This is a genomic window from Streptomyces sp. C1-1, assembly GCF_050214755.1.
In the GTDB taxonomy this organism is placed as follows: Bacteria; Actinomycetota; Actinomycetes; order Streptomycetales; family Streptomycetaceae; genus Streptomyces.
The window spans coordinates 3,962,345-3,986,104 of sequence record NZ_CP189826.1 but is presented as its reverse complement, the minus strand read 5'-3'; the positions used below and the strand labels follow the sequence as shown (position 1 = coordinate 3,986,104).

At 70.5% G+C, this 23,760-nt stretch carries 20 protein-coding genes; 14 read left to right on the top strand and 6 right to left on the bottom strand.

Annotated features, from left to right (window positions below):
- Positions 1–31 precede the first annotated feature (31 nt).
- Positions 32–472 carry a MarR family winged helix-turn-helix transcriptional regulator gene (locus ACQF4J_RS17980; RefSeq protein ID WP_351566348.1) on the top strand — a complete coding sequence of 147 codons (441 nt, stop codon included), beginning with the start codon at positions 32–34 and terminating at the stop codon, positions 470–472.
- Here ACQF4J_RS17980 and ACQF4J_RS17975 read toward each other — a convergent pair.
- Complete coding sequence (locus ACQF4J_RS17975; protein WP_351566351.1) at positions 396–863, bottom strand: hypothetical protein; 468 nt, start codon at positions 861–863, stop codon at positions 396–398. The genes ACQF4J_RS17980 and ACQF4J_RS17975 overlap by 77 nt on opposite strands.
- 349 nt (positions 864–1,212) lie before the next feature.
- Between ACQF4J_RS17975 and ACQF4J_RS17970 the strand changes: the two genes are divergently transcribed.
- The 6 genes from ACQF4J_RS17970 to ACQF4J_RS17945 all read left to right on the top strand — a co-directional run bounded on the left by ACQF4J_RS17970 (position 1,213) and on the right by ACQF4J_RS17945 (position 7,700).
- Positions 1,213–2,385 (top strand): DUF4190 domain-containing protein, encoded by a 1,173-nt coding sequence (locus tag ACQF4J_RS17970; protein WP_351566352.1) that lies wholly within the window; start codon positions 1,213–1,215, stop codon positions 2,383–2,385.
- 147 nt (positions 2,386–2,532) lie between these two features.
- On the top strand, positions 2,533–3,285 hold the full coding sequence (locus ACQF4J_RS17965) for a GntR family transcriptional regulator (protein ID WP_351566354.1): 753 nt from the start codon (positions 2,533–2,535) through the stop codon (positions 3,283–3,285).
- A gap of 303 nt (positions 3,286–3,588) precedes the next feature.
- Complete coding sequence (locus tag ACQF4J_RS17960; RefSeq protein ID WP_351566356.1) at positions 3,589–3,780, top strand: SPOR domain-containing protein; 192 nt, start codon at positions 3,589–3,591, stop codon at positions 3,778–3,780.
- 24 nt (positions 3,781–3,804) lie between these two features.
- On the top strand, positions 3,805–4,197 hold the full coding sequence (locus ACQF4J_RS17955; protein ID WP_351566358.1) for a (deoxy)nucleoside triphosphate pyrophosphohydrolase: 393 nt from the start codon (positions 3,805–3,807) through the stop codon (positions 4,195–4,197).
- A gap of 127 nt (positions 4,198–4,324) precedes the next feature.
- Positions 4,325–4,732: an ATP-binding protein gene (locus ACQF4J_RS17950; RefSeq protein WP_351566360.1), complete on the top strand. Its 408-nt coding sequence runs from the start codon at positions 4,325–4,327 to the stop codon at positions 4,730–4,732.
- A gap of 256 nt (positions 4,733–4,988) precedes the next feature.
- Entirely contained in the window at positions 4,989–7,700 is a 2,712-nt protein-coding gene (locus ACQF4J_RS17945; RefSeq protein ID WP_351800717.1) for a SpoIIE family protein phosphatase, read from the top strand.
- Between the two features lie 70 nt (positions 7,701–7,770).
- Here the strand turns inward: ACQF4J_RS17945 and ACQF4J_RS17940 are convergent, their stop codons facing one another.
- Positions 7,771–9,156 (bottom strand): hypothetical protein, encoded by a 1,386-nt coding sequence (locus ACQF4J_RS17940; protein ID WP_351566365.1) that lies wholly within the window; start codon positions 9,154–9,156, stop codon positions 7,771–7,773.
- A 96-nt stretch (positions 9,157–9,252) separates the two neighbouring features.
- On the opposite strand from ACQF4J_RS17940, the gene ACQF4J_RS17935 reads away from it, so the two are divergent.
- Both ACQF4J_RS17935 and ACQF4J_RS17930 read left to right on the top strand, forming a co-directional pair.
- Positions 9,253–10,365 carry a glycosyl hydrolase family 18 protein gene (locus ACQF4J_RS17935; RefSeq protein WP_351566368.1) on the top strand — a complete coding sequence of 371 codons (1,113 nt, stop codon included), beginning with the start codon at positions 9,253–9,255 and terminating at the stop codon, positions 10,363–10,365.
- The gene (locus ACQF4J_RS17930) at positions 10,362–11,357 is read left to right on the top strand and encodes a phosphotransferase family protein (RefSeq protein ID WP_427166122.1); all 996 of its coding nucleotides are present in this window, start codon (positions 10,362–10,364) and stop codon (positions 11,355–11,357) included. Before ACQF4J_RS17935 ends, ACQF4J_RS17930 begins: the two co-directional genes overlap by 4 nt.
- Here the strand turns inward: ACQF4J_RS17930 and ACQF4J_RS17925 are convergent.
- From ACQF4J_RS17925 to ACQF4J_RS17910, 4 genes are read right to left on the bottom strand one after another with little or no spacing between them, the layout of a single operon-like run.
- A complete protein-coding gene (locus tag ACQF4J_RS17925; protein WP_351566373.1) occupies positions 11,332–12,108 on the bottom strand; it encodes a succinate dehydrogenase/fumarate reductase iron-sulfur subunit in 777 nt (258 codons plus the stop codon). The two genes, ACQF4J_RS17930 and ACQF4J_RS17925, sit on opposite strands and share 26 nt — an antisense overlap.
- Positions 12,105–14,048: a fumarate reductase/succinate dehydrogenase flavoprotein subunit gene (locus ACQF4J_RS17920; RefSeq protein WP_427166120.1), complete on the bottom strand. Its 1,944-nt coding sequence runs from the start codon at positions 14,046–14,048 to the stop codon at positions 12,105–12,107. The genes ACQF4J_RS17925 and ACQF4J_RS17920 overlap by 4 nt, the downstream gene beginning before the upstream one ends.
- A 23-nt stretch (positions 14,049–14,071) precedes the next feature.
- A complete protein-coding gene (locus tag ACQF4J_RS17915) occupies positions 14,072–14,893 on the bottom strand; it encodes a hypothetical protein (RefSeq protein ID WP_351566379.1) in 822 nt (273 codons plus the stop codon).
- Between the two features lie 29 nt (positions 14,894–14,922).
- Positions 14,923–15,219: a hypothetical protein gene (locus ACQF4J_RS17910; RefSeq protein WP_351566381.1), complete on the bottom strand. Its 297-nt coding sequence runs from the start codon at positions 15,217–15,219 to the stop codon at positions 14,923–14,925.
- A 335-nt stretch (positions 15,220–15,554) separates the two neighbouring features.
- Here ACQF4J_RS17910 and ACQF4J_RS17905 point away from each other — a divergent pair, with 335 nt between their 5' ends.
- The 5 genes from ACQF4J_RS17905 (at position 15,555) to ACQF4J_RS17885 (ending at position 23,656) form a co-directional block, all read left to right on the top strand.
- Positions 15,555–17,765, top strand: a complete 2,211-nt coding sequence (locus ACQF4J_RS17905) for an ABC transporter family substrate-binding protein (protein ID WP_351800709.1) — start codon at positions 15,555–15,557, stop codon at positions 17,763–17,765.
- 125 nt (positions 17,766–17,890) lie between these two features.
- Positions 17,891–18,559 (top strand): hypothetical protein, encoded by a 669-nt coding sequence (locus ACQF4J_RS17900; RefSeq protein ID WP_351566386.1) that lies wholly within the window; start codon positions 17,891–17,893, stop codon positions 18,557–18,559.
- A 135-nt stretch (positions 18,560–18,694) separates the two neighbouring features.
- Positions 18,695–20,602 (top strand): translational GTPase TypA, encoded by a 1,908-nt coding sequence (typA, locus tag ACQF4J_RS17895; protein WP_351566389.1) that lies wholly within the window; start codon positions 18,695–18,697, stop codon positions 20,600–20,602.
- Positions 20,603–20,939: 337 nt separating this feature from the next.
- The gene (locus tag ACQF4J_RS17890; protein WP_427166117.1) at positions 20,940–21,407 is read left to right on the top strand and encodes a hypothetical protein; all 468 of its coding nucleotides are present in this window, start codon (positions 20,940–20,942) and stop codon (positions 21,405–21,407) included.
- Positions 21,408–22,033: 626 nt separating this feature from the next.
- Positions 22,034–23,656, top strand: coding sequence for a peptide ABC transporter substrate-binding protein (locus ACQF4J_RS17885; RefSeq protein ID WP_427166115.1), 1,623 nt, complete (start codon positions 22,034–22,036; stop codon positions 23,654–23,656).
- Positions 23,657–23,760: the final 104 nt, after the last annotated feature.

The window sequence follows — 23,760 nt, the reverse complement described above, 5'->3', positions numbered from 1 at the left end:
CATCACAGAAAGAGGCCGTTACCATGCGCAGATGACGTCCATGCCCGTGTCCGAGCGCCTCGGCTCCCACATCAAGCGGGCCGAACAGGCTCTCAGCGCGACCAAGGCCGCGGTCCTGAAACCCGCGGGCGTGACCGTCGCCCAGTACTCGGCGCTGCTCCACCTCTCCGAGAACCCCGGGATCTCGGCGGCGGCCCTGGCTCGTCTGTGCGGGGTCACCCCGCCGACGATGAACACGGTCCTGAACAACCTCCAGGACCGCGCGCTCATCGAGCGCACCCCCCACGAGTGGCACCGGAACGTGCTGGAGACCCGTCTCACCGACGAGGGTCGCGCGGTCATGGCCGACGCCGACTCCCGCGCCGTACGGGTGGAGCGGGCGCTCGCGGCCGAGTTCACGGACGAGGAACGAGCCGCCCTGGCGGGGCTGTTGGGGCGGTGCGTGGAGTTGCTGGAGCGGGAGCGGCCCTAGCCCCGCCCCAGGGGTACTCCTCGGCGTACTCCGGGTCCTGGTCCGGATACGGCTCCGGGTCCGTCACCCACCCGGCGGCCAGTACGAGCCGGGAGTGGCGGTGCAGGGCGAGGAAGCCGAAGGGGCGGTCGTAGACGGCCTCGACGACGGTGGTCGCCCAGCGGAGCCGGGGCACTCCGGCCCCCACCATGCCGAAGGCCGTCACCGCCGCCGCCTCGAAGCCACGGGCGAAGAACCGGGCCATCGCAGACTGCCGGGCCGACGCGACGCACAGCGGGTCGGCGCTGATGCCGGGGAAGGGGGCGGGCGTGCCGTCCGGCATCGCCGTGCCCGGCCCGAACACCTCGGGCCGCTCCAGCAGATCGTGCTCGGCCGTCACCCCGAACGCCACGGTCTCGCAACTCGCGTGCGGCCGCGCCCGCTTGCCCGTCGGGCACGCCCAGCGCCTCCACCAGCTCCGCCCGGGCCGCGCCCCCGGCCCCGTCGGCCAGGAGGCCGAGCAGCGGGCACACCCCGGCCGCTGAGAACACCGTGCCGCCGGGCGCCCCCGCCGCTCACCGCGCGGTCAGGTCGTTGACCGCCCGAATCGTCCGATGCGTGATCCCCATTCCGCCCCTGCCAGCCCCGCGCTTACCATGCGCCCAGCCGTACACCGCTCCCGCAAGGCCGGTCGCCGCGTACGTCTCCGCACCCCTCCGCGCAGCTTCCGCAGCGCCGCCCGAACCAGGAGCACGGTACCCGTGTCCATACCGCCGCCCCCGGGGCCCCACCAGCCCCAGGAGCCTCAGCTCCCCGCGCAGCCGCCGTATCCGCACCCGTACCCGTACCAGCCCTGGGGCCAGGGCTACAGCCCGTACAACCGACCCGCCCCGGTCAACAGCCTCGCCATCGCCTCCCTGGTGCTGGGCATCCTCTGCTGCGTCCCCGCCCTCGGGCTGCTGTTCGGCCTGATCGCGCTGGGGCAGATCCGCAGGAAGGGCGAGCGGGGCAAGGGCATGGCGATCGCCGGGTCGGTCCTGTCGTCGGTCGGACTCGCCCTGTGGGTACTGGTACTGGCCACGAACGGCATCTCCGAGTTCTGGTCCGGCTTCAAGGAGGCCGCGCACGACAACGGCAGCGCCTACACCCTCACCAAGGGCGAGTGCTTCGACGCGCCGGACGGGTCCCTGGAGGGCGTGGCCTACGACGTCGACAAGGTGCCCTGCGCCGGACGGCACGACGGCGAGGTCTTCGCCGCCTTCAAGATGTCCGGCTCCGCCGCCTACCCCGGCGACCAGAAGGTCACCGAGACCGCCGACAGCCGCTGCTACGCGCTGCGGTACTCCTACGCCATGGACGTCTGGGCCGTGCCCGGGGACGTCGACGTGTACTACCTGACGCCCACCCGGCAGAGCTGGCGCTACGGCGACCGGGAGGTCACCTGCGTGTTCGGCAGCACCGAGGACGGCGGGAACCTGACCGGCTCGCTGCGCAACGACGGGCGCTCGCTGGACGCCGACCAGATCGCCTACCTCAAGGCGGTCAACATCGAGAACAAGGCCCTCGACACCCAGCCCGTGGACGGCCCCGACGACGATCTGCGGGCGAGTAGGGACTGGGCCGCCCGGATGGCGGGGGCGCTCGCCGAGGAGTCCCGCACACTGCGCGGCCGCACCTGGCCGGCCGGTGCCAGGGGCCCGGTCACGGCCGTCGCCAAGGAGGTGGAGACCATCCGGAAACAGTGGGCCCGGGCGGCCGCGGCGACCGACGCGGACGGCTTCTACGCCGCCTACGACCGGATCATGGTGCTGTCCGCCCCCGGCAGGTCCGTCACCGCCCGCAAGGCTCTGGGTCTCGCCACCACCCCGCCCTCGGGCGACGCGCGGGGCGGTGGAGGGGGTGGCGGGGGAGACACTTCCGAACTGGAGGTGTGACGGCGGCTATAGCGGGGAGAAAGTGCCTGCGTAAAGCCCTCACCCGGCACATGTCATCACATCGAGTGATTCCCTGGCCTTTGCTTGCATGGCGGAACCCACGGTTGCCAGGCTGTTGCTGTCTGTACAACCTGATGGGAGTGGCCAGTGACTTTCGGTGAGCAGCCGGCGTACTTGCGTGTCGCGGGTGATCTCCGCCAGAAGATCGTCAACGGTTCACTGCCACCGCACACCCGGCTGCCCTCCCAGGCGAGAATCCGCGAGGAGTACGGCGTCTCGGACACCGTGGCCCTGGAGGCGCGCAAGGTCCTCATGGCCGAGGGACTGGTCGAGGGCCGCTCGGGTTCGGGCACGTACGTCCGCGAGCGGCCCGTGCCCCGCAGCATCGCCCGCTCCGGCTTCCGTCCCTCGGGCGGGGCGACGCCCTTCCGGCAGGAGCAGGCCGACGGCGAGTCACGCGGTACCTGGGAGTCCCGCAGCGAGCAGACCGAGGCCGGCGGCGCGATCGCCGAGCGGCTGTCCATCAAGCCCGGCGACCGGGTGATGTGCACCCGGTACGTGTTCCGGGAGGCCGGCGAGGCGATGATGCTCTCCACCTCCTGGGAGCCCCTCGCGGTCACCGGCCGCACCCCCGTGATGCTGCCCGAGGAGGGCCCGCTCGGCGGCATGGGCGTCGTCGAGCGCATGGCGGCGATCGATGTGATCGTGGACAACGTCACCGAGGAGGTCGGCGCCCGCCCCGGCCTCGCCGAGGAACTCCTCGCCCTCGGCGGCGTGCCCGGCCATGTGGTCCTCGTCGTCCAGCGGACCTTCTACGCCTCGGGCCGCCCCGTCGAGACCGCCGACGTGGTCGTCCCGGCCGACCGCTACCGGGTCGCGTACCACCTCCCGGTGAAGTAGCGCACACCTTTACGGCTGTTACCGCCGGAAGCGCCCCCTGGGGACTCTCTCCGGCGGTGCTCGCCGTCGCCCGCGCGCCGGTGGAATCTGGCCGTTTTCGCAGGTGGCCCCCTGCCTGTCCGGAGTGCCCCTGACCGGATGCGTCGCCCCGCGCGAACGGCGCATCCGGCGTCGCGCGCCCCCTTCGGTCTGGCCGGTTGCGTACCTCTTTGTGAAAAGGCGTATTCGCTGCGTGAAGCGAAGGCGTAGGCTCGGGCATATGCGGATTGCGGTTTCCTTAGCGGGCGGGGGCGGTGGAGCGCGGTGAACGACGGCACGATCACTCTTCCCTGGCTCGTCATACGACAGGACGACAACGGCAATCGCTACCGAGTGGGCCGGTACGCGACCCGCGCCGAGGCCCAGAAGATCGCGGACAGCCTCGACGACCGCGGTCACAAGCAGCTCTACTGGGTCGAGCGGATCGGCCAGAACGGAGCGAGCACGGTCAACTGATCCCGGTGCCGTAGGCTCCCGCGCATGACGGATCGGATCGTGGTGGTGGGTGCGGCCCTGTTCGACGGCCCCCGCCTCCTGGCCGCCCGCCGCAGCGCACCCCCCGCCCTCGCCGGGCGCTGGGAACTCCCCGGCGGCAAGGTGGAACGGGGCGAGACGGCCGACGCGGCCCTGGTGCGGGAACTGCGCGAGGAGTTGGGCGTCGAGGCGGAGGCCCTGGTGCGCGTACCGGGCGAGTGGCCGCTGAAGCCGCCGTACGTCCTCCAGGTCTGGACGGCCCGTCTGCTCACCCGCTCCCCTGTGCCCAAGCCGCTCCAGGACCACGACGAACTGCGCTGGCTCGGCCCGGACGAGATCTGGGACGTCGACTGGCTCGACCAGGACGTGGAGGCGGTCCGCGCGGTCACCGGCGGCTGAGCCCCCCATCACTTCTACGCCGTTCGTGCCACAGCGCGCCCCCCGCGACGGTACTCGCCTCTCGATATCGGGTATGTGCCCATTAACCCCAAGAAAACCGGACATGGGGTGAGTATCGGCCCGGGAAGTGATCGGCGTGATCGACACCGAAGGCGACTGCGCCGAGTGGAGCTTTCCCGCCCAGCCCGGCGCGGTCAGAACCGCCCGCACCGCCGTCCGCGGCCAACTGCACAGCTGGGACCTGGACACCCTGGGCGATCTCACGGCCCTGCTGGTCAGCGAACTCGTGACCAACTCCCTGCGGCACGCCACCGGCCCCATCGGCGTCCGTCTCGTCCGGCCCGTCGGCCTCCCCGGAGTGCTCCTGGTCGAGGTCTCCGACCCACTGCCGGACCCGCCCCGCGAGCGCGTCGCCCACGCCGAGGACGAGAGCGGCCGCGGTCTGCAACTGGTCGCTCATTCATCCCGCCGCTGGGGTACCCGGCCCGGACACGCGGGAAAGACCGTGTGGTTCGAGCTGGCGGTGCCCGGATAGGGACTTTGGGCGCTGTACGCGGGCGCCTTCCGTGTCGATCGCGGGACGGTCCCGACGACCGTTGGCGGAGAGTGTGGTTCGACGCCGTGTCCGCTGGTTAGAAGACTGGAAGTGTTGTCACGGCCGGGACCGAAAACCGCCGGGAACGTGCTGTGATCGTGAACACCGTGTTGTGCGGCGCCGTAGTGCTGGATACTGCGGGCAGCCGCCCCCGGTGACCGGTGCCGGGCGCGGTGAGCTGGAGGGGACGGTTCGCGTGAGCGAGATACCAGCGAAGGCCACGGAGTCCGAGGACCCGTCGGACGGCGCGAGGAGGAGTGCCGCGGGCGATGCCGCGGCGGACACGACCCGCGCGACGACGGGCGGGCCCGGGCCGTCCTCGTCCGGCGGACCGTCCTCCGGCAGGGCGACCCGCGACACCGGCCTCGGTGACGAGCCCACCGCCGACGCCATGTGGCAGAGCAGCCCGCCCGGCTCGATCTACGACTACATCAAGGTCGCGTCCTTCTCCATCGGTCCCGACGGCCTCGTCGAACAGTGGAGCCTGCGTGCCGAGCAGCTCTTCGGCATCCCCGCCCGGCGCGCCCTCGGCATGGACCCCATCAAGGCGTTCGTCGACCCCGACCTGCGCGAGCAGGGCCAGCGCAAGATGGCCGAGATCCTCGACGGCCGGGAGTGGACCGGCGTGGTGCCGTTCCGGACGCCCGGAACGGCCGGGGGAGCGGACGAGAAGGAGGGCCTGGCCGAGGTCTACGTCATGCCGACGCGGACCGAGGAGGGCGAGAAGGCCGCCGTCTGCATCGTCGTCGACGTGCGCACCCTGCGCAGCATCGAGACCGACCTCGCCGCCTCGCAGTCGATTTTCGGTCAATCCCCCTTCGGCTTCCTGCTGATCGACCCCGATCTGCGGATCCGCCGCGCGAACCAGCAGTTCGCCCAGACCTTCGGCGGCGCCTACGGCAGCTCGCCCGAGGACCACCGCGGCCGCGGCGTCCACGACTACCTGCGCAGCCCGGAGGCCGAACGCGTCGCCGCGACCCTGCGCCGGGTCCTGGAGACCGGCGACTCCATCACGGACATGCACGTCACCGGCTTCCTGCCGGGCTCGGAGGAACGCCGGCACTGGTCGGTCAACCTCTACCGGGTGCACAGCGGCTCCGGACGCCCCATCGGTATCGCCTGGCTCGGAATCGACATCACCTCCCGTCGCGCCGCCGCCCGGGAGGCGGCCGCCGCACGGCGCAATCTCGCCCTGCTGAACGAGGCCGGCGCCCGCATCGGCAACTCCCTCGACCTGGAGACCACGGCCCGCGAACTCCTCGACGTCGTCGTCCCCGGCTTCTGCGACCTCGCCACGGTCGACCTCTACCAGGGGCTGCTGGCCGGCGACGAGACCCCGCCCGGCCTCGCCGACGGCAGCGCGGAGCTGCGCCGGGTCGCCTTCGCCAGCGCCGTCTCCGACGCCCCCTTCATCGGCTCCGGACAGCCCGTCGCCGTCGGCGCCGTCCACCACTACCCCTTCAACTCGCCCTGCGCGGACGCCCTGCGCACCGCCCGCCCCCAGCTCGTGCCCGCCGAGGACGGCGGCCTCGTCCAGTCCACGCTGGCCGTCCCGATGGTCGCCCACGACACCGTCGTGGGCCTCGCGCAGTTCGCCCGGACCAAGGGCAGCGAGCCGTTCGGCGACCGGGACCGGGATCTGGCGGTGGAACTGGCGGCACGCGCCGCGGTCTGCATCGACAACGCGCGTCTGTACCGCCGCGAGCACGAACGGGCGCTGATACTGCAGCGCTCCCTGCTCCCCCCGGGCGACCCGGTCGCCGCCGGTCTGGACATCGCCTGCCGCTACCTGCCGGGCAACTCCTCCTCCGACCGCCCCAGCGAGGTCGGCGGCGACTGGTTCGACGTCATCGAACTGCCCGGTCACCGTACGGCTCTGGTGGTCGGCGACGTCATGGGCCGCGGGCTGCGCGCCGCGGTGGCCATGGGTGAACTCCGGTCCGCGGTCAGAACGCTCGCCCTGCTCGACCTCGAACCGGCCGAGGTGCTCAGCGCGTTGGACGAGATCGCACGGGGCCTCGGCGCACCGGGCGGGGTCCAGCAGGCGACCCGCGCGGCCCGCCGCCCGCGCGAGGCGGACCTCTCCGAGGTGTACCTCGCCACCTGCGTGTACGCGGTCTACGACTCGGTGACACGCCGCTGCACGTTCGCCAACGCCGGGCATCTGCCGCCGGTGCTGGTCGAGCCCGGCGAGGACGCGTTGATGCTGGACGTGCCGCCCGGGATGCCGCTGGGCGTGGGCGGGGAGCCCTTCGAGGAGGTGGAGGTCGAACTGCCCGAAGGCGCCCTGCTCGCGCTCTACACGGATGGACTGGTCGAAAGCCGCGATCACCCCCTCGACGAGGGCCTGCAGGCCTTCGTCGGCGCTCTGACCGATCCCACCCGTCCCCTGGAGGACGTCTGCGACCACGTCCTCAACACCCTCGACACCCACCACGGCGAGGACGACATCGCCCTGCTGATGGCCCGAGTCCAGGGCCTGCCGGCCGACTCGGTCGGCGACTGGACGCTGCCGCGCGAGCCGCGCAGTGTCGGGCGGGCGCGGGAGTACGCGCGCGGTCAACTGCTGTCGTGGGACCTGGAGCCCCTCGTCGACACGACGGAGCTGCTGGTCAGCGAGCTGGTCACGAACGCCCTGCGGTACGGCGAGGGTGAGATCCGGCTGCGGCTGCTGCTCGACCGGACCCTGGTGTGCGAGGTGTGGGACTCAGGGCTGGTGCAGCCGAGGCGGCGGCGGGCCCGGGACACGGACGAGGGCGGCCGAGGGCTGCAGCTGGTGGGGTTGCTGAGCGCGGCCTGGGGATCGCGGCGGACCCCGCGGGGCAAGACGGTGTGGTTCGAACTGCCGTTGCCCGACGGGGAGACGGGGCTCGCGGACCCGGCGGAGGCGTTGCTGAGCCTGTTCTGAGGCGCCGGATGTCGCGGTGGCTGTAGCGGCTGCGGGTCCGTCGTGGCTGGTCGCGCAGTTCCCCGCGCCCCTAACGGGGCGCTTGGGCGGCCCGGTGAGTGTCCTGTTCCGCCAGGTCCAGTGCCTGTCCCGCCAAGGTGTCCGCCGCGGGCGGGTCGGTGAGGAGCAGTCGGCGGGCCTCAGCCAGGCGGGTGCGGGCCTCGGCGCCCACGAGTCCCCGGTGCGTGGTGACGAAGTCGTCCGCGGCGGTGACGGAGGTACGCGCGACCAGCCAGGCGGCGGCCGACAGCACACCGTCCGGTGGCGGACCGACCGCCCGCACGATGTGCCGCAGGGCGTCCAGCGGGTCGTACGCCCCGGTGGTCAGGTCTTCTCGCACGGCGGCCAGCACCCGGTCGGCCCCGGGGTCCCGCCGCCCGGCGAGTGCCGCCTCGGCGCCCGTGAGCGCGGCCGGGACCAGGGACGCGGCCGAGGTCAGGGCCGCGTCGAGGCGGTCGATGGCGTCGATGAGTGACGCCGCGAGGGCGATGTCCTCCTCGGCGGTACGAAGGTGCTGCGCGGCCTGCTCTCCTTCTCCCAGGTCGGAGCTCTGGCGCGCCTGGTTGAGGCGGGTCGTGGCGGACACCAGCCGGTCCTTGGCCTGTTCGACGTGGCCGGCGACGGAGGAGGTCGCGGTGCGGCCGTGACGTGCGGTGAGGTCGGCGACGGTCGCCTCCGCGGCCGCGGTACGGCCGGTGAGGTCGCGGAAGCGGGCCTCCGCGATCTCCAGAGCCGGCCCCAGCCCGTCGCTCTCCAGAGCGCGCAGCCGGTCGAACGCCTCCCGCTCCGCGTCCAGCCGCCGGACCGCCTCCGTGCACCGGCCGACGATCCCGGCGAGCGTGTGCCGTCGGGCCGTGTCGTCGTCCGGGACCCCGTCGTCGTACCGCTGCCGCATCCGGAAGGCGGCGGAGAGTTCGGCCTCGGCGCCCTCCAGGGCCCGCGCGAAGGGCGCGACGGCCTCGGCGCCCGCCCGTTCCTCGGCGAACCCGAGTTGCTCCCCGTCCGCCCGCACCCGGTCGTCCGCCTCGGTCAGCAACACGCGCGTGCGTCCGTCGAGTTCGGCGGGGTCGGGCAGGGCGGCGGGCACGAGACGGCCCGCGGCGGGCGTCGTGCGGGTCCGGCTCCGGCGGACGCGCCGTACGTACCCGTATCCGGCGAGTACCCCCGCCGCCCCGACGACGGCCAGCGGCAGCACCAGATCGGTGGCGGACGTCTCGTCCCGCGCGGCGCCGCTCGCGCTCGCGGCCGGCGGATGCGCACGGGTGTCCGGAACCGGGACACCGGCATTGATCGTCATCCCCGGCAACACCAGCCACACCACCCCGGCCAGCCCGCCCACCAGGGTGTGCACGACCCGCACGGATATGTGGGACGGCGAGGCCCGCCGCGGCCGTCCCCGGATCAAGGATGACGTCACATTCCGGAGCGTATGGGCAGGAATGCGGGCCCGCGACCGGTATGCGTCCGGGGCGGGGAGGGCCGGCGTATTGGGACGGGCGAGGGGGACAAGGGGATGGACACCGCGGAGCGCACGGAGAACACCGGCGAGACGGCGACCGGGCGACGTTCTTGGCGCCAGTGGCCGCGGTGGCGCCCGTGGCCCCGGTGGCCCCGGTGGCCTCGCTGGGCCCGTCGGGTCCGTCGGATCACGGTCGGCGTCCTCCTCGCCGTGCTCCTCCCGCTGCTGGCCGCCGAGGTCACCCTCCGCGTGAACTACACCGGTGACCCCGCCGACGGCACCCGCACCCGCGACCGCGACGCCCTCTGGCTCGGACACGCCTGGGTCGACGGGCGCAGGACCGACGCGGACGTCACCGCCCTCGCCCGCCGGCTGAGGGACACCGGCGTCCGTGACCTGTACGTCCACGCCGGCCCTCTGGAACACGACGGCACACTGCCGAAGTCGGCCTACCCGAAGGCGCGTTGGCTCGTCGACAGCCTGCGGAAGCAGGCGCCGCGGTTGCGGGTGCAGGCCTGGCTGGGCGACGAGGTCGCCCCCGAGAAGCCGTACGCGATGCATCTGGAGCGCCCGGCGACCCGCGCGGCCGTCGTCGCCTCCACCCGGCAGGTACTGGCCGCCGGATTCGACGGCGCGCACTTCGACCTGGAGCCCCTGCACTCCGGCGACCGCGACTACCTCGCCCTGCTGGACGCCCTGCACCGCGTCACCCGCGCCCACGGCGCCGTGCTCTCCGTCGCCGCCCACCAGATCGACCCGCTGCCGGGCTTCCACTCCTTCTGGGGCACGGTCACCGGCCACCCCAAGTGGTGGTCGCAGGCGTACTTCGGGCAGGTCGCGCGCCGGGTCGACCAGATCGCCGTGATGTCGTACGACACCATGCAGCCGCTGCAGAGCCTGTACGGCGGTTACGTGGCGCAGCAGACCTCGCTGGCCCTTGAGGCCACCCCGGACTCCACCGACCTCCTCATGGGCCTGCCCTTCTACCACGAGAACCGGTTCGGTCACTGGGCGCACGCCGAGACCGTCCCCGCCGCCGTCCGTGGCGTCCGCCTCGGCCTGTCCCGCACGGACGCGGACCGGCCCGGCTTCGGCGTCGCGCTGTACGTCGACTTCGCGGCGACGGAGGCGGACTGGGCGGCCTACGAGGAAGACTGGGTCCGGTGAGCCGTACCCGACAGCACCTGACCCCTGCCGACCTCACCCCCCTCACCCGCGCCGCCCTGGGCCCGTCCCGGACCCCCGTCGCCGTGACCCGGCTGCGCGGCGGCACCAAGAAGGGCGTCTACCGTCTCCATCTCGACGACGGCTCCACCGCCGTCGCCTACGTCTGGTCCCCGGACGAGGACTACTGGGACGCCGGGACGCCCGACCCCCGCGACCCCTTCTCCCACGGCACCGGCCTCGACCTTTTCACGGCGGCGCACGACCGGCTGACCGGCGCCGGCGTGCGCACTCCCCGGCTCCTGTACGCCGACGCCACCCGGGCCCTGCTGCCGGCGGACGCGGCGGTCGTGGAGGACGTCTCCGGCGGCAGCCTGGAGGAGGCCCTGCGGCGGGACCCGGAGACGGCGGCCACGGCCCTGCGCCGCCTGGCGGAGGCGCTCGTCGTCCTGGACGCCCAGCGGTGCCCCGCCTTCGGCAAGGTCGTCCTGGTCGACAACGGCGGTACCTCGTACGGCGTCTCGTGCGAGCAGCGCGTCCTCGACGGCGGCCTGCGCAGCGTCGAGGCGGCCGCCGTACGCGAACCGCGCGTGGCCGCCGTACGGGCCGAACTCGCGGACCTCCTGCGGACCCTGGCCGCCGAGGTCCGCCCCCGCGCCCGCCACTGCCTCGTGCACGGCGAACTGGGGCCGGACCACGTCCTGTTGACCCCCGACGGCCACCCCGCCCTCATCGACATCGAGGGCCTGCTCTACTTCGACGCGGAGTGGGAGCACGTCTTCCTCGAACTGCGCTTCGGCCCGCACTACGACGTGCTGCGCACCCCGGACCTGGACCCCGACCGTCTGCGCCTGTACCGCCTGGCCATGCATCTCGGCCTGGTCTCGGGCCCGTTGACCCTGATCGAGGGGGACTTCCCCGATCCCGAGACGATGCGCGGGATCGCCGAGTTCAATCTCGGGCGCGCCCTCAGTCTCCTGCGGACCGCCTCCTGATCTTCGAGCCCAGCCACACCAGCGGGTCGTACTTGCGGTCCACGGCCCGCTCCTTCAGGGGGATCAGCGCGTTGTCCGTGATCCTGATGCCCTCGGGACACACCTCGGTGCAGCACTTGGTGATGTTGCAGTAGCCGAGGCCGTGCTCGTCCTGCGCGGTCTTCTTGCGGTCGAGGCCGGTGTCGGAGGCCGCGTCCAGCGGGTGCATGTCCAGCTCCGCGACCCGCATCAGGAAGCGCGGCCCGGCGAACGCGGGCTTGTTCTCCTCGTGGTCGCGCACGACATGGCAGGTGTCCTGGCACAGGAAGCACTCGATGCACTTGCGGAACTCCTGCGAGCGGTCCACGTCCTCCTGCATCATCCGGTACTCGCCCGGACCGAGACCGGCGGGCGGCACGAACGCCGGGACCTCCCTGGCCTTCTGGTAGTTGAAGCCGACGTCGGTCACCAGGTCCCGCACCACCGGGAAGGCGCGCAGCGGGGTGACGGTGATCGTCTCCTCCGGCGTGAACACCGACATCCGGGTCATGCACATCAGCCGCGGCCGTCCGTTGATCTCGGCCGAGCACGAACCGCACTTGCCCGCCTTGCAGTTCCAGCGGACCGCCAGGTCGGGCGCCTGGGTGGCCTGGAGGCGGTGGATGATGTCGAGGACCACCTCACCGTCGTTGACCTCGACCTCGAAGTCCTCCAGGCCGCCGCCCTTGACGTCGCCCCGCCACACCTTGAAGCGGGCCTTGTAGCTGCTCACTCGTACAGCTCCTCTTCGGCGAGGTACTTGACCAGCTCTTCCTTGTCGAAGAGGGCGAGCAGGTCGGCGCGGATGGGGTCGGTGGTCTCGCGGGTGAGCTCGATCTGGCCGCGGACGGGGTCCGTCGCGGCCAGCCCGCCCGTGGGGTCGGTCAGCCGGCACAGCAGGTTGATGTTGCGCCACTTGCGGTCCATCGCCCCGAAGTCCTCGCGGGTGTGGCCGCCGCGCGACTCGGTGCGCTCCAGCGCCGCCCGGGCCACGCACTCGCTGACCAGCAGCATGTTGCGCAGGTCCAGGGCGAGGTGCCAGCCGGGGTTGAACTGGCGGTGGCCCTCGACGCCGGCCCTGCGGGCCCGTACGCGAAGCTCCGCGAGCTTCTCCAGGGCCTGCTCCATCTCGCCCTCGCGGCGGATGATGCCGACCAGGTCGTTCATGGTCTGCTGGAGTTCCTGGTGGAGGGTGTACGGGTTCTCCGGTGGCCGGCCGTCGTCCTCGCCCGGCGCCGGGCCCTCCGCGGAGAACGGCCGCAGCGCCTCCGCCGCCGCCGTGTCCACCTGTACGTCGTCCACCGGGGGGCGCGCCCCGGCCAGTCCCGTGGCGTACTCGGCCGCGTGCCAGCCGGCCCGGCGTCCGAAGACCAGCAGGTCGGACAGGGAGTTGCCGCCCAGGCGGTTGGAGCCGTGCATGCCGCCCGCGACCTCGCCGGCCGCGAACAGCCCGGGCACCCCGCGCGCCGCCGCCGAGTCGGAGTCGACGGCGATGCCGCCCATCACGTAGTGGCAGGTCGGGCCGACCTCCATCGGCTCCGCCGTGATGTCGACGTCCGCCAGCTCCTTGAACTGGTGGTACATCGACGGCAGCCGGCGCCGGATGACCTCGGCCGGCATACGGGTGGACACGTCCAGGAAGACACCGCCGTGGGGCGAGCCGCGGCCCGCCTTCACCTCGGAGTTGATCGCGCGTGCCACCTCGTCACGCGGGAGCAGTTCCGGGGGCCGCCGGTTGTTGTCCGGGTCCTCGTACCAGCGGTCGCCCTCCTCCTCCGACTCGGCGTACTTCTCCTTGAAGACGTCGGGGACGTAGTCGAACATGAACCGCTTGCCCTCGGAGTTCCTGAGCACCCCGCCGTCACCGCGGACCGACTCGGTGACGAGGATGCCCTTCACCGACGGCGGCCAGACCATGCCCGTCGGGTGGAACTGCACGAACTCCATGTTCAGCAGGGGCGCGCCCGCCAGCAGCGCCAGCGCGTGTCCGTCGCCCGTGTACTCCCACGAGTTCGACGTCACCTTGAAGGACTTGCCGATGCCGCCGGTGGCGATCACGACGGCGGGCGCTTCCAGGACGAAGAAACGGCCGGTCTCGCGCTCGTACGCGAAGACACCGGAGACCCTCTCGCCGTCCTTGAGGATCCGGGTGACCGTGCACTCCTGGAAGACCTTCAGCCGGGACTCGTAGTCGCCGGTCTCGCGGTGGTCCTCCTGCTGCAGGGAGACGATCTTCTGCTGGAGGGTGCGGATCAGCTCCAGGCCCGTCCGGTCGCCGACGTGCGCCAGGCGCGGGTACTCGTGGCCGCCGAAGTTGCGCTGGGAGATCTTTCCCTCCTTCGTGCGGTCGAAGAGGGCGCCCCAGGTCTCCAGCTCCCAGACCCGCTGCGGGGCCTCCTGGGCGTGCAGCTCGGCCATCCGCCACTGGTTGAGGAACTTGCCGCCGCGCATGGTGTCGCGGAAGTGGACCTGCCAGTTGTCGTGCGGATTGGCGTTGGCCATCGCCGCCGCGATGCCGCCCTCGGCCATCACCGTGTGCGCCTTGCCGAACAGCGACTTGCAGATCACGGCCGTACGGGCGCCTCGCTCGCGTGCCTCGATGGCGGCTCGGAGGCCCGCGCCCCCGGCGCCGACCACGACGACGTCCCACTCCTGGCGGTCGACCACGGACATCAGTTAGGCCCCACTCATCTCAGTCAGAAGAAGCGCGGATCGTCGAAGGCACCGGACGCGAGCAGATAGACGTAGAAGTCGGCGAGTGCCACGCTCACCAACGACGCCCAGGCGAGCAGCATGTGCCGGGCGTTGAGCTTCCCGACGAACTGCCACGCCTTGTACCGCACGGGGTGTTTGGAGAAGTGCTTGAGCTTGCCGCCGACGATGTGCCGGCAGGAGTGGCAGGAGATCGTGTACGTCCAGATCAGCACGATGTTGATCAGGAAGATGACCGTCCCGAGGCCCATGTGGCCCCAGTTCTCGTCCGTGTCGCGGAAGGACAGCACGGTGTCGTAGGTCAGCACGCCGGCGACCAGGATCGCTGCGTAGAAGAAGTACCGGTGGATGTTCTGCAGGATCAGCGGGAAGCGGGTCTCGCCGGTGTACTTCTTGTGCGGCTCGGCGACCGCGCAGGCCGGGGGCGAGGCCCAGAAGCCCCGGTAATAGGCCTTGCGGTAGTAGTAGCAGGTCAGGCGGAAGCCCAGCGGGAAGATCAGGATGATGATCGCCGGGGAGATCGCCCACCAGCTGCCGAAGAGGTCGGCGTTGGGGCCCGAGGGCATGTTCTTGCAGTTCTCCGCCAGACACGGCGAGTAGAACGGCGAGACGTACGGCGCCGAGTAGTAGTCCGCGTTCGCGAAGGCCCGCCACGTCGAGTAGACGATGAAGGCGAGCAGACCGGCCGCGGTGGCGGCGGGGGCCAGCCACCAGCGGTCGGTGCGCAGGTGCGGGGCGCCGATCGCGGCGCGCGTACCGGTGCGTACGCCGCCGCTGTTCAGATGTGGTTCCGTACCAGTGGCCAATTCTTGACTCCGGTCGGTTTCGGGGGTGCTCAGCGGTGTTCGGGCCCGTGGTGCGCGCCGAGACCCTCGTCGTCGCAGTCCGTCCACTGAGTGTCGTCGTACGGCTGGTCGGGGATCGTGACGAGCTCGGGCTTGCGGGGGGCGGCGGCCTGGAGCGAGGCCGCCGCGCGCAGCAGCGCGACGCTTTCGCGCAGGTGGTCCGCGTCGGCGCGGACACGACGTATGTCCAGGCCGCCACTGCCGAGCTGCTGCTCCAGGCGGCCCACCGACCGGCTCAGGTCGTCGAGGCAGCGCTGGACTGACGTCAGGTCGTCTTGCACGGACATGACGTGACCTCACTTCCTTGGGCCCTGCGGGCCTCAGGTGGCAACGTTCATGCGCCTGCGAGTGTTGCGCGTCACACCTGTCGGTGGGAAGGGATGTGCAGCGATTGGCGGATTGCACGCCTCCAGTGCACGCCCGCATGCGCTTCTTGTGCGCCGGGATGCGCGTTGCGCCCATCGGGTGGCCTTGGCCGCCCCGTCGCCGTGTCGCCCCCGGCAGGCGAACCCTTTCCTCTTCAGTGGGGCCGTACATCTGATCAACTCCAAAATACCGCCAAATGTGATCAGAAGCCTTATCCGTGGCTTGGGCGGAAGCGGCTCCCCGGAGGTAACCAGAGATGTCCCACGACGGCGTCGGACCGCGCGCAGTGATGCGATCGGTCGCCTTCCTCACCGCGGGCGCCCTAGCGGTGCCCCTGCTCGCCGGATGCGGTTCCGACGACGAGGCGGGCAAGCCGCTCGCCGGGCCGGAGATCGCCCCCGCCGCCCGCGCCCTGATCGCCGACGGCGGCACCCTGCGCTGGGCCGTCGACGACGTGCCGGAGACCCTCAACACCTTCCAGTCGGACGCCGACGCCGTCACCGGCCGGATCGCCCAGGCCGTCCTGCCGTCCATGTACCGGCAGGACGCGGCCGGCCGCCCGGTGCGCAACGCCGACTACCTGGAGTCCGCCAAGGTCGTCGACACCGAGCCCAAGCAGGTCGTGCTGTACAAGCTGAACCAGCAGGCGGTGTGGAGCGACGGCCGCGAGATCGGCGCCGCCGACTTCGCCGCCCAGTGGCGCGCCCTGTCCGGCAAGGACGGCGCCTACTGGACCGCACGCAACGCCGGCTACGACCGCATCGAGAAGATCGAGCGCGGGGCCAACGACCTCCAGGTCAAGGTCACCTTCGCCCGGCCGTACGCCGACTGGCAGTCGCTGTTCTCGCCGCTGTACCCGAAGGACGTCATGGGCACCCCCGACTCCTTCAACGACGGGGCGCGGCGCACCCTCAAGGTCAGCGCCGGTCCGTTCGCCGTCCGGAAGGTCGACCGCAAGGACGACCGGGTCACCCTCGTCCGCAACCCGCGCTGGTGGGGGCACCCCGCCAAGCTCTCCGAGATCGACCTCGACGCCGTACCGCGCGGCAAGCGCGCAGATGCGCTGGCCGCCGGGAAGATCGACCTGGCCGAGATCGACCCCGCCGACGCCGAGCGCATCGACCTCGCGGCACGGGCCAAGGGCACGAGCACCCCGCTGCAGGGCGCCTCCCCGCTGCTCGGCCCCGGCGGCGGGCGCCTCGCCGCCAAGTCGTTGCGCTCCTGGGCGCGGGCCCACGAGGACGAACTGTCCGGCAGCCGGCTGCGCGCCCTGAAGAAGCGGCTCAGACAGCTCGATCGGTACGAGAAGCAGCAGGCGAACCTGCGCGGCTTCGAGGTCCGCAAGTCGCTGGAGCCCGCCTACACCCAGCTCGCCCTCAACGGCTCCGCGGGCCCCCTCGCCGACGAACGCGTCCGCCGTGCCGTGGCCCGCGCCCTGGACCGCAAGGCCCTCGCCGAGGCCGTCCTCGAACCGCTCGGACTGCCCGCCAAGCCGGTCGGCAGCCACCTCGCGCTGGCCGGGCAGGCCGCCTACGCCGACAACAGCGGCGCCATCGGAGGCCAGGACACCGCGGAGGCGCAGGCGCTGCTCGCCGACGCCGGATGGGTGCGGGGCGGTCCTGTCGAACCGCAGAAGAAGAAGGGCGACAAGGCCGCGGGCGCCCAGGGGAAGAAGGCCCGCGACGACTCCGAGGACGGCGACGGCACGTACATCGTCGGCCAGGACAACAAGAAGGACGGCAAGGGCGACGACCGCAAGGACCGCGGCGGCGAGGACGGGGCCAGGCACCTCGCCGACGGCAAGCAGTACGGCGACGGGCACCTGCGGCAGGGCGGGGCGGCGGGCGCCTACGCCCCCAAGGGCACGGCCGCGCCGGCGGGCGCCTCGTCCGGTCTGCTCGCCAAGGACGGCAAGCCGCTGGTCCTGCGCTTCGTGATCCCCTCCGGCCCCGGCTCCGAGGCCGTGCGCACCGTCGCCGACCACATCGGCCGCATGCTGGCGCGGGTCGGCATCCGCACCGACATCAGCAAGGTCTCCGACGACAGCTACTTCAAGGACCACATCGCCAGCGGCGAGTACGACCTCGCGCTGTACTCGTGGCCCGCTTCCGCCTTCCCCGCGACCGACGCCCGGCCGATCTACGCCAAGCCGGTCCCGGCCGCCGACGGCTCCCTGAACGTCGAGCAGAACTACACCCGTGTCGGCACCGACCAGGTCGACCAGCTCTTCGACCAGGCGGCGGCCACCCTGGACAGCGGCGAGAACCATGCCCTGATCCGCAAGGCCGACTCCCGCATCTGGGCCGCGGCCGGCTCCATCCCCCTCTACCAGCGCCCCCAGCTGACGGCGGCCCGCAAGACCCTCGTCAACACCGGCGCCTTCGGCTTCCAGACGCCGCTCTACGAGGACATGGGCTTCCTGAAGAAGGGAGCGAAGCCGTCGGCGAGCGCGTCCACGAAGGGGTGAGAGCGCCGTAGCTCAGAGCTCCCTCAAGTCGATTGCCGTACCCGACCGGCGCCAGCAGCATGGGTCCCCAGCGGATCATGCGGCGGGCGCCGGTCGTCCGTGCACGGGGTAGACGGGGGCAGCGGATGCGCGGGGGCTGGGCGGCGGGGCTGACGGTGGTGGCGTTGGCAGCGGGGCTGACGGCGTGCACGGGCGACGGCGCCGCGCACGACGGCAGGACCGGGGGAGCGGTGACGAAGGCCGTGGTGAAGGCCTGCGCCGACGGCACCTTCACCTGGTCCGGGATCAAGAGGACGGACGAGCTGACCGGCGTGTCCGAGCCGGAGGTGCTGGGCGCCGGCGGCGGACCGCTCACCCACACGGTGCGGCGCGTGTTCACACCCCGCCCCTCGGTGCGCGTGACGGGGCCGGCGGTGTCCGCCGCCGAGGTCCTCTTCTCGCTGGGCAAGAGGATCGGCGAGATCGACTCCGACGCGCGCACCCTGGCAAGGGACGGCGACGGCACGACGTACACCTTCACGGACGTGCACACCAAGGCCCCGAAGCTGGGCCACCGCGTCACCCGGATCGACGGAGCCGGGCACATCGTGCAGTACGCCGGGGTGCGGATGGCGGAAGGTGACTTCCGCTACTCCTGCCCCGGGGGCCGGACCACCTCGGGCCACGCGCGCAACTGGACGGTCGACATGGCCGGCACCCTCGACTGCCAGGAGAGTGTCGGCCACTCCGCCCTCGCCCGTCGGGCGGCCCGACGTGCCTGCGAGCCGGGCTCCCGGGCGGTCCGGGACGCCTGACGCGAACCGCCCGCGCGAGCCGCCGCGGCCGACGCCCCGTACGATGGGGTGAGGCCGTGGCGTGTCCAGCCCGGCAGGGTCCGCGTATCACCGACGTACGTGCTGGCCTTCCTCACACTCCAGGAGTACGCCTTCATGGCCACGCGCCACGACATCCGCAACGTCGCCATCGTCGCCCACGTCGACCACGGCAAGACGACCATCGTCGACGGAATGCTGAAGCAGGCCGGTGCCTTCGCCGCCCACCAGCTCGACTCGGTCGACGACCGCATGATGGACTCGAACGACCTGGAGCGTGAGAAGGGCATCACGATCCTCGCCAAGAACACGGCGGTGAAGTACCACCCCAAGGACGGGGGGGACGTCATCACCATCAACATCATCGACACCCCCGGTCACGCCGACTTCGGCGGCGAGGTCGAGCGCGGTCTGTCGATGGTGGACGGTGTCGTCCTGCTCGTGGACGCCTCCGAGGGCCCGCTCCCGCAGACCCGCTTCGTGCTGCGCAAGGCGCTCCAGCAGCGGCTGCCCGTCATCCTGTGCATCAACAAGACGGACCGCCCGGACTCCCGCATCGACGAGGTCGTCAACGAGACCTACGACCTCTTCCTCGACCTGGACGCGGACGAGGAGCAGATCGAGTTCCCGATCGTCTACGCCTGCGGCCGTGACGGCATCGCCTCGCTGACCAAGCCGGACAACGGCACCGTGCCGGCCGACTCCGACAGCCTGGAGCCGTTCTTCTCCACGATCCTGGAGCACATCCCGGCCCCCACCTACGACGAGGACGCCCCGCTCCAGGCCCACGTCACCAACCTGGACGCCGACAACTTCCTCGGCCGTATCGCGCTGCTGCGCGTCGAGCAGGGCGAGCTGCGCAAGGGCCAGACCGTCGCGTGGATCAAGCGGGACGGCTCCATCGCCAACGTCCGCATCTCCGAGCTGATGATGACCGAGGCGCTGACCCGCAAGCCGGCCGAGGTGGCCGGCCCCGGTGACATCTGCGCCGTCGCCGGTATCCCGGACATCATGATCGGCGAGACGCTGGCCGACCCGGAGAACCCCATCCCGCTGCCGCTGATCACGGTCGACGAGCCCGCGATCTCCATGACCATCGGCACCAACACCTCGCCGTTGGTCGGCCGTGGCGGCACCGGCAAGGGCGCCGACAACAAGGCGGCCGTCAAGGACCGCAAGGTGACCGCCCGTCAGGTCAAGGACCGGCTGGACCGCGAGCTGATCGGTAACGTCAGCCTGCGCGTGCTGGAGACCGAGCGACCCGACGCCTGGGAGGTCCAGGGCCGTGGTGAGCTGGCACTGGCCATCCTCGTGGAGACCATGCGCCGGGAGGGCTACGAGCTGACGGTCGGCAAGCCGCAGGTCGTGACGAAGGACGTGGACGGCAAGGTCTACGAGCCCGTCGAGCGCATGACCGTCGACGTGCCCGAGGAGCACATGGGCGCGGTCACGCAGCTCATGGGCGTCCGCAAGGGCCGGATGGACAACATGTCCAACCACGGCTCGGGCTGGGTGCGCATGGAGTTCGTCGTGCCCTCGCGCGGACTCATCGGTTTCCGGACCGAGTTCCTGACCCAGACCCGGGGCACCGGTATCGGCCACTCCATCCACGAGGGCTTCGAGCCCTGGTTCGGCACCCTGCAGACCCGTAACAACGGCTCCCTGGTCGCCGACCGCGCCGGTGCCGTCACGGCGTTCGCCATGACGAACCTTCAGGAGCGCGGCGTGCTGTTCGTCGAGCCCGGCACCGAGGTGTACGAGGGCATGATCGTCGGCGAGAACTCCCGCGCCGACGACATGGACGTCAACATCACCAAGGAGAAGAAGCTCACCAACATGCGGTCCTCGACGGCCGATGTGGCCGAGTCGATCGTGCCGCCGCGCAAGCTGTCGCTGGAGCAGTCGCTGGAGTTCTGCCGCGACGACGAGTGCGTCGAGGTGACCCCGGAGGCCGTCCGCATCCGCAAGGTGAACCTGGACGCCCGCGAGCGCGCCCGCGCGGCCAGCAGGGCCAAGCACGGCTGATCCGGGCCGTCGTACGACGTTGCCGGGCGCTCCGCGAGGCGGGGCGCCCGGCCTGGTGGCCTGACGGCGCCGGATGACACCTCAAGTGTTCCTCAGATCGATTGTCAAGAAGCCCTCCCTCGATCAGGCTTGTCGATGCCTCGTCAAAGCCGAGGGCTTGCACAGTTGACCACTGCGGCCGTGCGGCGGCCGCACAAGGGGGATTGGCATGAAGAAGAGGTTCGGGCTGATCGCAGCCACCACTGGTGTGTTCGCATCCGCGCTTGTGGTGATGCCTGCCGGCCAGGCGGGTGCCTCTGAGGTGATCTGCGACCCGGGGACGCACACAGTGAAGTGGGTGAGCACGGATCACAGCCGGGTGCTCACGCACGAGGTGAAGGGCTACGAGAAGGAGTACTCGGGCGGCAGCCGCAGGATCACGAAGACGCTGACCCACACCAAGACCCTCTCGTCGGGGTGGACCGTGGGTGGCGGCAGCACGGCGGGTCTGTCCGTGGCGAAGGTGCTCGCCAGCCTGGACGCGCACGTGGAGGGTAGTTACACCCATTCGAAGGGTTCCACCACGACCAAGACCGTCACGGTAACCGACACGCTCACGAAGAAGGGGCAGTACTTCTTCTACGTCGGCCGGTACAAGGCGTCGGGCTACTGGGTCGGATACCGGTGTGACCGCGGCACCAAGTGGATCGAGCAGGCGCACGGCACGGCCAGGACATTCGCTGCGATGGTCGACGGAGCTGTGCGCTGCGGTGAGAGCGTCAGCAAGAAGAGCGTCGCCTATGTGGTCAAGCGGGATTACTGCTGACGGCGGTTGATGACGCTGTGGGCGTGGGTCCGGCACATTGCTGGACCCACGCCCACGATCGTTTCTGCGTCCGCAGGCTCCTCATATGCCTGCTGTGTGCCCTTGGGCACGTTGCTATGTGTCGGGACATCACCATGCAGGGTTTTCCCTACGAATGAGCGGGTGACCCCCTAGGGCGCATCCCCCTCGGCTCTGTGTCGATAAAGTCGCCTTGTGGTCGCACGTTCGGGTGCGACCACCGTTGAGGTTTGCCAAGTTCGGGGCGTCGATGCACAGTCCGCCTGTCGGTGCAACTCAATTTGCGTCTCTCGCGTCCGATAAGCGGATGTCTCTGCCCGATAGTTGTGTAACAAGTCCGTTTCGCAGGGATCTTTCGGCAAACCCTTTGTCCGGATTTTGGAAGATGTACGCGTCAGGTGTGATCGAACCGAGACCTTGTGGGTGTGGTTCGGTCATGGCGCATGGCAGATAGTTAGGCGCGTAGAGCTCGGATCAACGGGTCACGCGCTGCAGGCGGCGCCGACTCACGAGCGCGGGGGACACCTGACCGTTTCAGGCACCGGTGACGGTGACGTGTCATGTGTCCCTCCATGCGGTGAACCAATGGACTCATGAGGAGGAGCCCCATGCGTGGTGCCAAGAGCGCCAAGTGGGTTGCGATAGCTGCGGTTGTGGCGCTGGGGGCCACTGCGTGTGGCGGCGGCGGGGACGACAACAGCTCGGGCAAGAGCAAGGGCAACGGCGTCGTCTCGGTGGAGATCGGTGAACCGCAGAACAGCCTGGTTCCCACCAACACTTATGAGACGGAGGGCGGTCAGGTCATCAACGCCCTCTTCACGGGCCTGACCAAGCTTGACGCCGACAACAAGGTCGTCAACGCCATGGCGCAGTCGATCGAGTCCAAGGACAACAAGGTCTGGACGATCAAGCTGAAGCCCGGCTACACCTTCCACAACGGCGAGAAGGTCACCGCGGAGTCCTTCATCGACGCCTGGAACTACGGCGCCAACCAGACGAACGCCCAGCAGACCAACCCACTGTTCAGCCACATCCAGGGCTACGCGGACCTGAACCCGGGCGAGGGCAAGAAGCCGAAGACCGACAAGCTCTCGGGTCTGAAGGCCATCGACGACAACACCCTCCAGGTCACGCTCACCGGCGCGTTCTCCGCGTTCCCCTCGCAGTTGTCCTTCACGGCGTTCGTCCCGCTGCCCAAGGCCTTCTTCAAGGACCCGAAGGGCTTCGGCGAGGCCCCGATCGGCAACGGCCCCTTCAAGATGAAGGGCAACTTCAAGCACAACGAAGAGATCGACACCACGAAGTACGACAAGTACCCGGACGCCTCGAAGATCGAGGTCAAGGGCGTCAACTTCAAGATCTACTCGAACCTTGACACCGCCTACAAGGACCTCGTCGCCGGCAACCTCGACAGCCTGCTGACGATCCCCACCTCGGGTCTGCCGACCTACCACAAGGACCTGCCGGGCCGTTACATCGACGAGGCCGACTCGGCCGTCGGTTACATCGGTTTCCCGATCAAGTACAACAAGGCCTTCCAGAACGCGGACCTGCGCAAGGCCATCTCCATGTCGATCGACCGCAAGACGATCGCGGACAAGATCTTCCTCGGTGCCCGTACGCCCGCGGACGACTACATCAGCCCGATCATCGACGGCTACCGCAAGGGCGCCTGCGGTGACACCTGCACGTACAACCCGGCCAAGGCCAAGGAGCTGTACAAGCAGAGCGGCGGCCTCCCGGGCAACACGCTGGAGATCGGTTACAACGCGGACGGCGGCCACAAGGAGTGGGTCGAGGCCGTGTCGAACCAGATCCAGCAGGCCCTCGGCATCAAGGTGAAGGCCAAGCCGTTCGAGCAGTTCCAGACCATCCTGAACGACCTGGACGCCAAGAAGTACCAGGGCGCGTTCCGTATGGCCTGGAGCATGGACTACCCGGACATGGAGGACTACCTCCGTCCGGTCTTCTCGAAGGACGCCATCGCCAACGGCTCCAACTACTCCGGTTACGTCAACCAGGACTTCGAGAAGCTCCTCGTCAAGGGTGACCAGGCCCCGACGCACGAGGAGGCCATCAAGATCTACCAGCAGGCCGACGACGTCGCGCTCAAGGACCTGCCGTACATCCCGGTGTACTTCTACACGATGAACGCCGGCTTCAGCGACAAGATCAAGTCGATGAAGGTGGCCGGTCACCAGATCCTGTGGGACACGGTCAAGCTCAGCTGACCGGATTCTGAGCAGTCCTGAACGGTACGGGGTGAGCAGGGGGAGGTTTCGCCTTCCCCTGCTCACCTCTGCTGCCGTCTCCCGTCCGTCCGTGCCTTCCCCTC

What these genes read in the sequence shown, in the direction of transcription:
- ACQF4J_RS17980 (WP_351566348.1), top strand. Translation starts at nt 32, where the DNA reads ATGACGTCCATGCCCGTGTCCGAGCGCCTCGGCTCCCACATCAAGCGG.
- ACQF4J_RS17955 (WP_351566358.1), top strand. Translation starts at nt 3,805, where the DNA reads ATGACGGATCGGATCGTGGTGGTGGGTGCGGCCCTGTTCGACGGCCCC.
- ACQF4J_RS17935 (WP_351566368.1), top strand. Translation starts at nt 9,253, where the DNA reads ATGGACACCGCGGAGCGCACGGAGAACACCGGCGAGACGGCGACCGGG.
- ACQF4J_RS17920 (WP_427166120.1), bottom strand. Translation starts at nt 14,048, where the DNA reads ATGTCCGTGGTCGACCGCCAGGAGTGGGACGTCGTCGTGGTCGGCGCC.
- ACQF4J_RS17910 (WP_351566381.1), bottom strand. Translation starts at nt 15,219, where the DNA reads ATGTCCGTGCAAGACGACCTGACGTCAGTCCAGCGCTGCCTCGACGAC.
- ACQF4J_RS17905 (WP_351800709.1), top strand. Translation starts at nt 15,555, where the DNA reads ATGTCCCACGACGGCGTCGGACCGCGCGCAGTGATGCGATCGGTCGCC.
- ACQF4J_RS17900 (WP_351566386.1), top strand. Translation starts at nt 17,891, where the DNA reads ATGCGCGGGGGCTGGGCGGCGGGGCTGACGGTGGTGGCGTTGGCAGCG.
- typA (WP_351566389.1), top strand. Translation starts at nt 18,695, where the DNA reads ATGGCCACGCGCCACGACATCCGCAACGTCGCCATCGTCGCCCACGTC.
- ACQF4J_RS17885 (WP_427166115.1), top strand. Translation starts at nt 22,034, where the DNA reads ATGCGTGGTGCCAAGAGCGCCAAGTGGGTTGCGATAGCTGCGGTTGTG.